This window comes from Chryseobacterium sp. TB1-D10 (genome assembly GCF_059803555.1).
The window spans coordinates 85990-100305 of record NZ_JAPFHB010000013.1 but is presented as its reverse complement, the minus strand read 5'-3'; the positions used below and the strand labels follow the sequence as shown (position 1 = coordinate 100305).

14 protein-coding genes and 1 tRNA gene are annotated in these 14316 nt (G+C 35.3%); all 15 read right to left on the bottom strand.

Annotation, left to right across the window (positions count from 1 at the left end):
* Positions 1-17 precede the first annotated feature (17 nt).
* Entirely contained in the window at positions 18-347 is a 330-nt protein-coding gene (locus tag OPU68_RS16415) for a DUF6660 family protein (protein WP_498475038.1), read from the bottom strand.
* A gap of 553 nt (positions 348-900) precedes the next feature.
* Complete coding sequence (locus OPU68_RS16410) at positions 901-2139, bottom strand: site-specific integrase (protein WP_168638761.1); 1239 nt, start codon at positions 2137-2139, stop codon at positions 901-903.
* A 248-nt stretch (positions 2140-2387) separates the two neighbouring features.
* Positions 2388-2461 (bottom strand) — tRNA-Asp (locus tag OPU68_RS16405).
* Positions 2462-2601: 140 nt separating this feature from the next.
* Entirely contained in the window at positions 2602-2919 is a 318-nt protein-coding gene (gene trxA, locus OPU68_RS16400; RefSeq protein WP_498475036.1) for a thioredoxin, read from the bottom strand.
* Between the two features lie 67 nt (positions 2920-2986).
* The gene (locus OPU68_RS16395; protein WP_498475035.1) at positions 2987-4159 is read right to left on the bottom strand and encodes a cysteine desulfurase family protein; all 1173 of its coding nucleotides are present in this window, start codon (positions 4157-4159) and stop codon (positions 2987-2989) included.
* A 51-nt stretch (positions 4160-4210) separates the two neighbouring features.
* Entirely contained in the window at positions 4211-4798 is a 588-nt protein-coding gene (locus tag OPU68_RS16390; RefSeq protein ID WP_498475034.1) for an HAD family hydrolase, read from the bottom strand.
* A gap of 74 nt (positions 4799-4872) precedes the next feature.
* Entirely contained in the window at positions 4873-5598 is a 726-nt protein-coding gene (locus OPU68_RS16385) for an SDR family NAD(P)-dependent oxidoreductase (protein WP_498475033.1), read from the bottom strand.
* Positions 5599-5684: 86 nt separating this feature from the next.
* Complete coding sequence (locus OPU68_RS16380) at positions 5685-7001, bottom strand: FAD-binding oxidoreductase (RefSeq protein WP_498475032.1); 1317 nt, start codon at positions 6999-7001, stop codon at positions 5685-5687.
* A gap of 73 nt (positions 7002-7074) precedes the next feature.
* The gene (locus tag OPU68_RS16375; RefSeq protein ID WP_498475031.1) at positions 7075-7962 is read right to left on the bottom strand and encodes a decaprenyl-phosphate phosphoribosyltransferase; all 888 of its coding nucleotides are present in this window, start codon (positions 7960-7962) and stop codon (positions 7075-7077) included.
* A gap of 87 nt (positions 7963-8049) precedes the next feature.
* Positions 8050-8748 (bottom strand): YiaD family glycine zipper/OmpA-like lipoprotein, encoded by a 699-nt coding sequence (locus OPU68_RS16370; RefSeq protein WP_498475030.1) that lies wholly within the window; start codon positions 8746-8748, stop codon positions 8050-8052.
* Between the two features lie 16 nt (positions 8749-8764).
* Positions 8765-9256, bottom strand: coding sequence for a lipocalin family protein (locus OPU68_RS16365; protein ID WP_498475029.1), 492 nt, complete (start codon positions 9254-9256; stop codon positions 8765-8767).
* Positions 9257-9363: 107 nt separating this feature from the next.
* Positions 9364-11055: a S8 family serine peptidase gene (locus tag OPU68_RS16360; protein ID WP_498475028.1), complete on the bottom strand. Its 1692-nt coding sequence runs from the start codon at positions 11053-11055 to the stop codon at positions 9364-9366.
* Between the two features lie 19 nt (positions 11056-11074).
* Positions 11075-11692: a WbqC family protein gene (locus OPU68_RS16355; protein ID WP_498475027.1), complete on the bottom strand. Its 618-nt coding sequence runs from the start codon at positions 11690-11692 to the stop codon at positions 11075-11077.
* A gap of 195 nt (positions 11693-11887) precedes the next feature.
* Positions 11888-13522, bottom strand: a complete 1635-nt coding sequence (gene lepB, locus OPU68_RS16350; protein WP_498475026.1) for a signal peptidase I — start codon at positions 13520-13522, stop codon at positions 11888-11890.
* A gap of 81 nt (positions 13523-13603) precedes the next feature.
* Positions 13604-14302, bottom strand: coding sequence for a 4-hydroxy-tetrahydrodipicolinate reductase (gene dapB / locus OPU68_RS16345; protein ID WP_498475025.1), 699 nt, complete (start codon positions 14300-14302; stop codon positions 13604-13606).
* Between the last annotated feature and the right edge of the window lie 14 nt (positions 14303-14316).

Below are 14316 nucleotides of genomic sequence, written 5' to 3'. Positions count from 1 at the left end.
CGTCTGCTCAATAAAAATTATATTTTAGGGGGTTGCCATATCTGATCGTACACCAAATATGCAAAGTCATTCTTTTTGAAAAGAATTTTTTTAGAATAGTATTCTTTTATCTGTTTACGATATTCTAAAACAGGTTTTATTTTAATGGAAGTAACGCTGATTCTGCAGCAGTTACAATAACAGAAAGGAGAACAAGAATCTGTTTTTGAATGAGCATCGTTTTGCTCAGATTTTAGATAGGAATATGATACATTTTCAGTTTTTGATTGTGCTTTTGCAACATCCATGCATGGCATTAATGATAATGCCATGAAATAGACTGTAAAAAGCAATCTCAGAAAATTCATGCGACAAAGGTAAATCTTTTACTTTAACAAATATATTAATAAAGAATAATATTAACACTCTTTTAATTAAAGAATTGTTAAAAACAAGAAAATAATATTGAATTCTCATCTCTAATAAACCAAGATATACAATAAATAGTGCCTTAGATATTAAGGTAATCTAAGTGCAACACTATTTCAAACTATGTTTTTAAAGGCTGTAGAAACTCACTTTATAATTCAAATGATGCGACACATTTTTATCTGTTATAATACTGAGATTTGAAAAATCCTCTTTAAATCTTCAATCAAATGTTTCGACATTTCTTCAGTAATGAGTATAAGCCAGAAAGAGTTGATAAATGATTTTCTTCTGGCAACAAAAATGACTGGAAATACAAAGGGATCATCTGGAAGATGCAAGAGTAACTTTTAGAGAGCTTTATTCGCAGGAACACGAAATTGGTTTGACTAGAAATAAGTTTTTGTTAAAAAGTCACTTTACATAATTCCATATTCTAAGTGATTTTCAAATTATTGCTAAATCAAGAATCCTTCAGACGACCTAAATAACCTAACAGCTTATTACAATTTTCTTTTTATCACTAAATTTCTGTTTCAATTCCATCATATCCTCACTAACTTTTTTATCAAGTATTTTAGCATAATGCTGTGTTGTCTTAATACTCTTGTGACCTAGCATTTTACTTACACTTTCAATGGATACCCCGTTAGATAAAGTGATAGTTGTTGCAAAAGTATGGCGTGCAATATGATAGGTCAATTCTTTGTTAATTCCGCAAAGGTCAGCAATCTCTTTAAGATATGCATTCATTTTTTGATTACTAAGAATAGGCAGTAATTTCCCACTGTTAAGACATACTGGATGATTTTTGTATTTTTCAATAATTTTCTCCGTTTGAGAAAGAATGGGAATATTAGATGTAGTTTTAGTTTTCTGACGTTTAGTGTAGATCCATTGAGAGCCATCAAGTCCTAAATTAATATTTTGATATGTTAGTTTTTGCGTATCAATGTATGCTAATCCAGTAAAACAACTGAACAGAAAAATATCTCTTACCAAAGACAATCTCTCATTTTTAAAATCTTTAGCAAAGAGCAATTCTATTTCCTTTTCGTTAAGGAACATTCTTGTCACTTCATTAAACTTCGAATGATAGTTCATAAAGGGATCTCTTTCCATCCATCCATTTGCAAGACAGATACGAATGATTTTACCAAAATTCTTGATGTATTTTACTGCTGAATTATTGTTACAGGATCTTTCGGTCCTTAAAAAAAATTCAAAATCGTTTAGAAAAGCGTAATCGATCTTTTTTATTTCAATGTCGGTAACACTGTATTTCCATTTCAAAAAATCTTTGGTATGTTTCAGACAGGTCTTATAACGAGTTAATGTTCCTTGTGCAAATTCTTTTTCTATCAGTTTCTCCATTCGATCATTGTGATCCTGAAAAACCGGAATTAGTGTTCGTGTCAATCTACCTTTTCCAACTAACTTATTTTTAAGAGCCTCACAAGTTACTGTTACCATATCTCTGATTAATTCGTGATAGGTATCGTAAACTTTCTGCTCAAATGTTTTCAAATAAAAATTAAGTGATCTGCATTCTTCTGAAGTGCCACTAACCTTCTGCATTGCAGAGTTCCATTTTGAAGGCTTAACTGTCCGCTTTGTACTGATCTCAGATATTTTGCCATCAATTGTAATTCGTAAATAAATAGGACACTCTCCTACAGAATTGATTTTAGCCTTTTTTACATAGAAAAGTAAATTGAATGTCTTGTTCATTTTGTTTAGCTTTTGAGATTTAAAATTAACCTTAGCAAAAACTTATCACAAGATATTCAGTTGCTGAACTAGCTACTGAACAGGGTTTCTCTGAATTTTCAGTGACCTCCTTAAACCTGTTTCAACAGGTCACTGAATAGGTCACTTTCAGATTGTGCTTTTTTAGTTCTCTTTGAACAGACATAAAACAAAAAATGCTTTAAAACATACGTTTTAAAGCATTTTGCACTATTTTAATTTAATAGTTGCGATCCGGACGGGACTCGAACCCGCGACCTCCGCCGTGACAGGGCGGCATTCTAACCAGCTGAACTACCGGATCTCTTGCCCAACAAACTTAGAAAAAACTATCGTCGTTTATTGTGGTTGCAAAAATACAACAATAATTAACATCCACAAATTAAATATAAAAAAAAACGCTTCTCACAAAGAAAAGCGTTCATTTTCAATTATATTAATTTTCTATAAGTATGCATTCAGCTTCTCAGCGATCACCTCTTTTGGAGAAACACCTACGATTTTATCTACAACTTCTCCATTTTTGAAAATCAAAACGGTCGGGATATTTCTGATGCCGTAATCTACAGAGATCTGCTGATTATTATCAACATCCACTTTTCCCACAACTGCTCTACCTTGAAAGTCTTCTGCGATCTCCTCGATGATTGGTCCAAGCATTCTACAAGGCCCGCACCAAGCTGCCCAAAAGTCAACTAAAACCGGTTTATCTGAATTTAATACTGCTTCCTGAAAGGATTGATCTGTAATTTCTACTGCCATGATTTCTTGTTCTTAATTAATTTTGTTATACAAATTTACAAAATTTATATTCTAATTATTCTGTTGATTATCTATGTAAACTATCGGCTTTTTCTATAACAAATTGCGTTCCTATCTCTTCCAAAGCCCGAACTAATGCATCGATATCCGATTTCTTTGTATAATGACTGAATGATACTCTTAAAGGCGTTTTGTTGTCCAGATCATCTTCAGACAAAACGGACATCAAAACCATTGATGGCTTTGAAGCGCCTGAACTGCAGGCACTGCCCTGTGAAATAGCAATGCCTTTCATATCAAGCTGCAATCCAATTAAAGGATTTTTATAAGGAAGCAAAACATTCAGAACCGTGTAAAGACTTTCATCGTCAGCACTTCGTCCATTGAATTTAATTCCTGATATTTTATCTTTCAATTGCTGGATTGCGTAATGTTTGATGTCCAAAATATGGTTTTTATATTCTTCCATTTTTTCCTGAGAGATTTCCCAAGCCTTTCCTAACCCTGCTATACCAGTCACGTTTTCTGTTCCAGCTCTCAGGCTTCGTTCTTGCGGTCCGCCTGTGATAATGCCTTTCAAACCGGAAGATTTTCTTACAAAAGCAAAACCTGAACCTTTTGGTCCGTGGAATTTGTGCGCGCTGCAAGAAGCAAAATCAACCGGGATTTTAGAAAAATCCAAATCCAGATGAGCCATTGTCTGAACGGTATCAGAATGGAAAAGTGTATTATTTTCTTTGCAAAGATGAGCCACTTTTTCGATGTCGAGAAGATTCCCGATTTCGTTATTGGCGTGCATTAATGTGACTAAAGTTTTTTTGTCCGATGATTGAAGCGCTTCTTCTAATTTGTTCAAATCGAAATCGCCCTTGGAATCTGGTCTTAAATAAACCAATTCCACGCCTTTCAATTTTTTCATTTCAAGGCAGGTTTCTGCGACACACTTGTGTTCGAGAGCTGAAGTGATGATTCTTTCTACGCCGAGATAATTGACGGCGGATTTGATGATCATATTATTGGATTCGGTTCCACAAGATGTGAAAACGATCTCTCCTGGAGTCACTCTCAATGATTCTGCAATCTTTCGCCTTACTTCTTCCAAAACGGTTTTGGCTTCCTGTCCAAGGCTGTGCGTGGACGACGGATTGCCGTAATTGAATCTTAAAACATTGACCATACAGTCTATCACCTCATCGTCGAGAGGCGTAGTTGCAGCATTATCCAGATAAATTCTTTCCATTTTAAATTTAGATTTTGAAGCCGAAAAAGTTCGAAAAATTAAGGTACTAAATTAGTGAAAAAATCGGTAATGCGATTCATTGGCAAACTTAAACATTGCTTTGTCTCCGGAAGTGTCTCCGAAAGCTATGATCTTATCGTATTTCTTATTGCCAAGTTCTGCTTCTATTCTGCAGACTTTTTCGTCTTTATTACAATTTTTACCGATGAACTTTCCTGTAAAAATATCATCTTTGAACTCTGCTTTTGTAGCAAGCAATGTCATATTGAATTTGTCAGCAAAAGGCTTCACCCAAATATCCAAAGACGCAGATACAATGTAAGAATCTGTATTTTCTGTATCGATATTATTGATGAAATCCAAAGCATTTTGTCTGAATAAATCTGGATAATTTTCTTCAAAAAATTGTTTTGCTTTTTTCTCGATTTGATATCTGGATTCACCTTTTAAGATGGATGAAATAAAACTTTTCTTTACCGCTTCTGCGTTGGCTAATTTTAGCTTTAGCAAAACAAAAAGCGGAACGTGCTTCAAAAATTGAAATGCATATTTGGTTGGATTATAAAACTTTAAAAACAAAAACATCGTGTCTTTGTAAGTGAGTGTTCCGTCGAAGTCGAATAAATATAGTTTTTTCATAATATTGTGGGAAGTCAGAAGATGGAAGCTGGAGGTCTAGCTTCTGACATCCAAACGTCCATCTTCCAACAATTTTACAATTTCAATTTCTTAAAAATAAACTCAGGAATATTTCTTATTATCATCATGATAATAGCCCAAATTGGTAAAACGTAGGCGACATTCTTTTTATTCTTGAAAGCCTTGTAAATTCCTTCGGCTGCTTTTTTCGGAGAAGCTGTAAGAGCTGGATTTAGTGGTAAGCCTTCTGTCATTTTGGTATCCATAAAACCAGGTTTCACGGTTAACACGTGGACTTTTTTATCAAAAAGATAATTTCTTAGTCCACTCAAATAAGCTGTTAAAGCCGCTTTTGCACTTCCGTAAATGAAATTACTTTGTCTTCCTCTTTCGCCAGCTACAGAAGAAAGAACGATCATTGTTCCGGTTCTTTTAGACTCCATTTTTTTGGCAAAGAAATTGAGGACAGGAACTAATTTCGCATAGTTGACATTAATAATTCTCTCTGTATTTTCATCATCATAAAGTCCCTCTTCCGTACTCAAACCAAGATAGCCTGATGCGCAGAATAGAACATCAGAATTGATATGCTCCAAAGTTTTATAATCGATATCATTCATCAAATCCAGTGGAATGATTTCGGAATGCTGAAAAAACTTCACCTGAATATGTCCTGCGAATTTTTCCGTGGTTTCCGGATTGGAGCTCAACAAATAAATGGTTTGGAATTTTTCACCATTCGCAAGACATTCTTCTACAAATGCCTGTGAAACTTCGGAATTGGAACCTAATATTATCATAGTTTTTAGTATTTTGTGTTTGGTGTTTGGTTTTTAGTTTTTGATGTCTTCTAATTTTATATAGTATAAACACTAAAAACTATTGACTATAAGCCAGATAATATTCTTTTATGTTGTAATGAAACGAATTTGTGTGAGTCTACGTTTTGAAGATAATTCGTAAGTGATGACCGGCTCATACTGTCTTTTGTCAAGTAAATTCTGCCTCCGAAATTTTCAACAATTGTATCCAACTGGTCAACCAATTTTCTCAAACCTTTGTTCACTTTAAAGTCTAAAGCCAACGTATAACCTTCGACTGGAAAAGAGTTATAAGCTTGTGGATTATTTTTTCCGAAAAGTTTAAGAACCGCCAGGAAAGAACCGTTTCCACTTTTTGCAATAGTGTCCAGGATTTGTCTCATTCCTTCTTTTCCGTTTTCTTTTGGGATGACCATTTGATATTGGATAAACCCGCTTTTTCCGTAGATTTTATTCCAATCGTTAATGACATCCAGCGGATAGAAAAACGTCTCATAATCAATAAAATTATTGAGCTGTTTCTTGGTTTGTTTGTTATAATAAAGGAAATTAAAAATTTTAATACTCAAAGAATTAAGAACAAATCCGGGGAAATAAAACGGAATTGTCGGTTTTGGTTTTTCCTTCAGCTTCAAAGTTTTCTTTTGCAGGTTGGTTGGTAATTCGGCCTTCAAAGCGTGCTCGCCTCTCATTAAAATAGAACGTCCAAGGTTTTTTCCTTTCTGGAAACAATCAATCCAGGCTACGTTGTAGGTCCAATCTTCGCTTTCATCAAATAATTGAAAAACTTCATCAAGATTTTCTGCTTTGATGCTTTCCTGTCTGATGTAAGAAGATTCTATATTTTTCAGTTTGAATTTTGCTGAGAGAATAATTCCCGTCAAACCCATTCCGCCAATCGTCGCCCAGAATTTGTCTGAATTTTGATCTCTGGAGCAAGTGATGACTTCAGCATTTTCATTCATTAAGTTGAACTCGATGACATACTCCGAGAAACAACCTTCTGCGTGGTGATTTTTACCATGAACGTCGGAAGCAATTGCGCCTCCAACAGAAATATATTTGGTTCCAGGTGTTACGTAAAGAAAATAACCTTGCGGAACAGAAACTTCAAGAACTTCTGACAGAAGAACACCTGATTCACATTCGATAACACCATCCAGCCTATCAAAAGAGATAAATTTGTTAAGTCTTTTTGTAGAAAAAATATGTTCGCCGAGAGAAGCATCGCCATAGCAGCGTCCGTTTCCTCTTGCAATCACTTCATTATTTTCCCTAACGTATTTTTTAATCTTCGAAACAGAATCATCTGACCTCATTTCTTTTTCTACCACAGGGAAATTTCCCCAATTGGTAACTTTCTTTACAAAATTCGGTTTCATTTGTTAGTGTTTTATTTTTTTAAGGTTTGATATAATTGTTATGTCAAACCATCATTATTTTCTAGAGATAATTTTACTTTTTAAAATAGATCTGCAAAAGAAAAACGATGACCCAAAGTACGATTGTAATCTGAATATATCGATCCTTATAAACTATTTTAGTTGGCGATTCAGTTTTGTTGTAAACCAATGTTTGCTGCAAATATCTTAAGAATGCGAAAACCACAAAAATCACGGTGTAAAAAACCCTAGGGTGAAATCTTGCCTGAACTTCCGGTGACAAAGTAAACATCAGATAACAAATAATGGCCAATGTACAACTGATGGAAAGTGCAATATCCGCAAACTGCACATTATAACCATCCAGTGCTTTTCTGGTTTTCCCGGAAACCTGAGCATTGATCAACTCTCCTCTTCTTTTTCCAATTGCTAAAACTAAAGCTAAAACGAATGTTAATAATATTGCCCAGTTGGTCACTATAACACCTGTCACATAACCTCCTGCCAGCACTCTAAGAACGAATCCTATGGCAATAATGCAAATATCAACAATTGCTACGTGTTTCAGTTTGAAAGTATAAAAAAGGTTCATCACAAAGTAAAAACCAATAATAAATCCGAATTTCCAAAAATTGGTCTGAAAAATATAATTTCCGATAAAAACTGATGATACTGACAGTAGAATCAGAAAAGCAAGTAATACTTTTGCGCTAGTCTTGGAAACAGCTCCACTGGCTAATGGACGACTTTTCTTTTCGGGATGTTTTTTATCTGACTCTATATCAAAATAATCATTGATGATATAAATAGAACTGGCCGTGAAAGAGAAAACTAAGAAAGCAAAAATACTCTCATAAAACAAATAAGTATTTGTAATCTTACCCGAAAAAAATAACGGAGCAAAAACAAATAAATTCTTAACCCATTGTTCTACTCTTATTAATTTTAAATAGTTTTTCATCAATTATTTTAATAATTCTACAAAAGTAGCATTAAAATAAAAAAACCGCAAATTGCGGTTTATTATTTATCTTAAAATGAGTGATTATTAATTTGACCCAGATTGTGAAGCTGCATCATTTATCATTTTTTCGTTTGCAGTAATTGCAAATTCTACTCTTCTGTTTTGCGCTCTACCAGCATCTGTATCGTTAGAAGCAATTGGGCTTGATTTCCCAAGACCTTCCGTGAATAATCTAGAAGATAAAATACCTTGAGCCGTAAAATAGTTTTTCACAGCAGCCGCTCTCTGTCCGGATATTCTCAAATTCACCGCATCTGTACCAACACTGTCGGTATGTCCATAAATGTTGATGTTTGTATCAGGATTATTTCGAAGAACAGTTACCAATTTATCCAAGTTGGTTTTTGCAATTGAAGTCAGGTTTGAAGAGTTGAAGTCGAAGTTAACTGTATTCTCATGTAGAGTTACTTTGATTCCTTCTCCTACTCTTTCTACTTCAGCTCCAGGCAAAACATCTTTTATTTCTTTTGCCTGTTTGTCCATTTTGTTACCGATGACACCACCGGCAACGCCACCGACAACGCCGCCTAAAACAGCACCTAGCGGCGCATTACCACCTTTACCCAGATTATTCCCTAAGATTCCTCCAAGAACTGCACCTGCTGCTGTTCCAATGGCAGCACCTTTCTGAGTATTGTTAGCATTCTGCACAGCTTCACAACTTGTGAATAACAATGATCCTGAGATCACAAATGCAGCAATATTTAATTTATTTAGTTTCATTTTAATTTATTTGAGGTTATTTAGTTCTGATAAAATTATATCTTATATCCATTGGCTTTCCATCCGCATTCACAGACTGAACTAAAGTAAAAGTGGTCGCTGTAGGATTCTCCAACATTAATTTATAACCTGACCCTACTTTTTTAGCTTTTTCGCCTTCACCTACTTTTTTGATAGAAACAACACCGGTTTTATCTACACTAAAAGTAATATTTTGTGTTCTCTCAGGACAAGTTGCACCTGCGTGTATAGTATAAGTTCCTGTATAATTATTCGGAATGAAAGTCCAAGAACTTCCTACAAAACAGCTAATGCTAACACCCTCGTCAAAAGGCTTAACACTGAACTCTTTGTTATAATCTACGTTTGAGATATCCCATTGACCTTTAAGTTTCATAACTTCGGAACGTAATGTTTGAGCTTCACCAGCACTTACGCCGGTTTTACTTGCACAAGAAGTTACCAGCAAACCTGCTGATATCATTCCTAAAAAAAATAATTGTTTCATAGTTTTAAAATTAATACTAAGTTATCATAAAAAATTATGCCAAAGGGTAAAAAACAAAAAATCTGAGAAGTTCTCAGATTTTTTGTTTTTATGGAAAAGACTACTAATTAAAGCTTAGACTTATCTATTGCTTTATGTGTTTTTTCTTTTTTAACAGATTTTTTCACTGCCTTCGCAGATGAATTGGCTTTGTAAAAATTGTTATAGGCATACTCTGCAGCTTTTGCAACATCTATCACTCCGGCAGATCTTGACAATTTATCAAAGCCGTTGGTTGTGTTGGCATTTGATGTTTTCACCAATGATTCTATGATTTGTTCTGGTTTTAAGTTTGGCATATAAGCCAACAAAACTGCAGCGGAACCAGCAACTACAGGCGAAGCCATAGAAGTTCCTTGCAGATATTCGTATTTACCCTCCGGAACTGTAGAATAGATTTTGTCTCCAGGTGCAAAAACGTCCACCATTTTTGTATCATAATTAGAGAAACTTGCTTTCAGCGCATCTGCGTCATTTGTATTGGCACCTACAACGATCATATTATTGATGAAAGGTTTTTCGTCTGACTGGGATTTGAAATTGGTTGGGAAATATTGATGTTCTGCAATATCTTCATTTTCATTTCCTGCTGCTTTTACAAGAAGAACGCCTTTGCTTTCTGCATATTTGAATGCATCCCAAACGACATTTTTCCCTGGAGAAACCGGTTTCCCAAAACTCATATTAAGGATTTTTGCTCCGTTGTCTACAGCATAACGAACAGCATTTGCTACATCTTTGTCCCTTTCGTCTCCGTCCGGAACAGCTCTTACAGTCATAATTTTTGCAACTCTGGAAGCCACACCATATTGATTTTCAGATCCGTTAACCAATCCAGCGATGATTCCCGCAACGTGTGTTCCATGTTTTGCATCCGGACCTTCGTAATGGTTATTTCCATATTTTTTCTCGGAATAATCATCGTAATTATCTCCAACGATAGCTGCTCTCGTATCAAAATCCAGATTAAAACCTTTCTCAGCCTGTGGTGTGAAATAATCCAAAGCTTCCTTCATTTGATCTTTAAGATATTTTTCAACTTCTGCAGAAGATTTTCCGGCTACCTGAGGATCATTGGAAACCTGAGAAAGAACCTGCATCGCCATTGCTTCCTGCTGATTTGCCGGTTTGATACCTGCAAGAGTTTCCTTCGTAAGGTTTTTTCCATTCAATAATTTTACCATATCAGGAATAGAATTATTGATCATTGTATAAAGCTGAAGGCTCTGTTTTGCTTCTTCACTTTTTTTGGTGAAGATATCTTTAGACTTCATATACATTGCAAATTCTTCCGGCATTTTTGTTTGATTCTCTTTGTTTTTTGCAGAATCATCACCTTCGAAAAGAGGTTTGTATTTTTTCACCACGCGGGTTACTTCCATATTATCGACATCTACATCGCCATTTTTGCCACCTAAGAAATTCCAACCGTAAACATCATCTATGTAGCCGTTTCCGTCATCATCTTTACCATTGTTTGGAACTTCATTTGGATTTTTCCACATATTCTTTACCAATCCCGGATGATCTACTTCTACGCCGCTATCCAAAACTGCAACGACAACAGACTTTGGCTTAAGACCTTTTGACTCCAGGAATTTATAAGCATTATCCGTATTCACACCGTAAACTTTTGTAGTTGCGTAATCTTTATGATACCAGGTTTTCAGGTCTTTATCATTTTCCGGAGCAACTACTGCCTGTGCAGCTATCATTGCAAAACCACTGTAAAAAGCGGCTGCTATCAATATTTTTTTCATAAATACTAAAATATTATTATTAATTGATTTTGATATTTTTAATATATGTCAGACTTTCCGGTCCGATGTTACAAATCAGATCCAAAATTGAAAGATCTTTCAAAAAACCATTCTTGGCGGAAAAGCTTTGGTAATATTCCGGAAACACTGTTTCGGATTCTGATTTGGCGGAGAATGTTTCTCTGAAATCTTTTGATTCCGGATTTTTGAAATATTCTTCTGTCAAAATGTATTCCTTTTCCGTTTTAAGAATATTAAGGACAACCTTCAGCGCTTTCAAATTGAATTCTATCAGTGAATCCACTTTCTCATCGAAAATAGTTTTGAGCTTATCTTCATAATATTCAAAGTAAGGTGTGCTTTGATAAGCTGTCTTGATGGATTTCCAGTGGAGTTTTTGCCAATCTTCTGCAAACGAAATCTCAATGTCTTTGAGTTCTCTTTTTCCGGTGTGTTTGATTGGAATGATGAGTGGTAATTTCCCATTGGCGCCGTAAATTACTGCGCGGTTTCTGTAAGTCTGTTTTGGGAAATTTTCGAATTGTTCAAATGTAATTTCGTTTTCTGGATCTAGAAAAACCGAGAACCACGAAATGGGTGGTAAATAAAATATGGGTAAAAGAATCTTGTTGTTCATATTTGTTTAAACTAAAAACTTTGTTGAAGCTATGACCCCTCAACAAAGTGTTGTATTTTTATTTGGATGATAAACCCTGTAGCCCCGATAGGAACGGCATCCTCATTTGCTTTTTTCTTACAATTTCTTTTTATGACAAATTTTTCTGAAAGCAAAAAAGATATAGTGGATAGCGGGATTTAGCTCCTGATTATGTTAATCTTCTTCTTTTTTCTTTTTGAAAAGATTTGCAAAGTAATCCCATCCGAAGAATAAAACCAAAATCAACACAGCAACCCACCAGTAAGATGTTTTGTTGGCTTCGCCAGTGTTGGTTACTTTAAACATTCTGTCCCAACGGATTTTTTTGCCTGGCGCTTGGTAAGTAGAGTTTGCATCTGAGAACAGTCCCTCAACACTCAACCAAGTGAACATTGGTCGACCAACGATATTCTCCTCTGGCACAACTCCGAAGAATCTCGCATCCAGAGACGCATCACGGTTGTCACCAATCATCATATAATAATTCTGTTTAATTGTATATTGGTTGGTTTCCTGACCGTTGACGTAGATTTTCCCTCCTTTGTTCTCAAGCTTGTTATGCTCGTATTCCGAAATGATCCAGAGGTAAGTAGGTAATGTTTCCTGATCCAACTTTACAACATCGCCTTTTTTTGGAATTGTGAGTGGACCGTACCAATCCTGATTCCAAGGCTTATTGATTGGATAAATTGAATTGACTGTATCAATGTTTTTTGTGAGAGCAGTTCTTTCAGCATTTACTTTGAATCGCACAGCGCCAACTCCTTTTTCTTCGAGCACCTCGTTCATTTCACTTACACTTGGAAGTGCTTTGATTTCTTTTGCCGTCTGGGCTGTCAAACCTTGAAAAGTGTATTCGAAACCTGCGTTAGTTTGTTCTTCCTGAACTGGCAGAAAACCGTAAGCCTTGTATAATTGAGGAATATCCAACTGAGAATTTGATTTTACCAAATAGGCGTGCTGCTGGTATTCATCGCCAAGAATTTTCTCAGGGGCATTGTTTACATATAATCTTCCAGCACGAAATTCTACCACATCACCCGGAGTTCCTATACATCTTTTCACATAAGGATCTTTCCTGTCAATGGCTGTATGGACAGAATCTTGAGGATAATTGAAAACCACGATGTCATATCTCTTAATCTCATCATAACCTGGAATTCTTAAGTATGGTAATTTAACCGCATCTACATAAGATTTTGGGTCGTCTTTCGGATTCCCTTTTTGTCCTGTATCGAAAATTGTTCCTTGTAAAAATGGCAGTGCGACTGGCCTCATCGGCATTCTGTATCCGTAAGCCCATTTGTTCACAAAAAGAAAATCGCCTACAAGAAGCGTTCTTTCCATAGATCCAGTTGGAATACCAAAAGGCTGCGTGATAAATGCGTGGATAATAGTTGCAAAAACCACCGCAAAAGTTACTGATCCTAAGAAAGTCTCTTTCTTTTTACCCTCTTCTTCCTCTTCCTCAGTCTCAATTTGTGGATCTTTGCTGTAATTCACAGTTGCCATAAAAATAAATGGCAAAATAACGGTCAGCAATCCATTTACAAATCCTCTTTTCCCGAATTTATTCATCAGGAAAATATGGAATGCAGACATCATAATTGGACCTACAATGGGCAGATAAGATAAAATTGCCCACCACTTAGAATGGTTGGTTTCTTTTAAAATAATAAAATAATTGTAGAAAGGCACGAAAGAAAGCAATGGATTGTAACCCATTTTCTTGAATAACTTCCACGTTGTAAGTCCCATCAATACGCTGATGATGAGAACATAAATGGTATAAGTAATGATGTAATTCATATATTGGCTTTTGGCAATTGGCTGATCGCTTTTTGCTGGTTTTTATAATTAGTTTTTGATGTGCAGTTTTTGTTACAGAATTTACAAGCCTAAAACATCTTTCATTGCGAAAACGCCTTTTTTATCGACGATCCATTCTGCAGCTATAACAGCACCTAATGCAAATCCATTTCTATTGTAGGCAGTGTGTTTTATCTCGATTTCATCTACTTCCGATCTGTAAAAAACGCTGTGTGTTCCAGGAACTTCATTTTCACGAATGGCGAAAATTCCCAATTCTTTTTCTTTGGTTTCGTCCAGTTTCCAGGCTTCGAAGTCTGAATTATTGATAATTCCTTCTGCTAACGAAATAGCTGTTCCACTCGGTGCATCCAATTTATGAATGTGATGAATCTCTTCTAACTGGCAATTGTATTCAGAAAATCTATTCATCATTTTAGCAAGATTTTCATTCAGAGCGAAAAATAGATTAACGCCAAGACTAAAATTGGAACCATACAAAAATGCGGTATTATTTTCCAGAGCAATTCTTTCGATTTCAGGTTTTTTATCAAGCCAGCCTGTTGTTCCGCAGATGACAGGAATCTTATTTTCCAGACAGATTTTGATATTTTCGAAAGCGACTTCCGGATTTGAAAATTCTATGACAACATCAGGATTGTTAAGATTTTCTGGAGTTGGTGTTTCACTTAGTCTTGCAACGATTTCGTGGCTACGACTTTGAGACATTTCATCAATGATTTTCCCCATTTTTCCGTAACCTACCAATGCTATTTTCATTTTTCTATTTTATT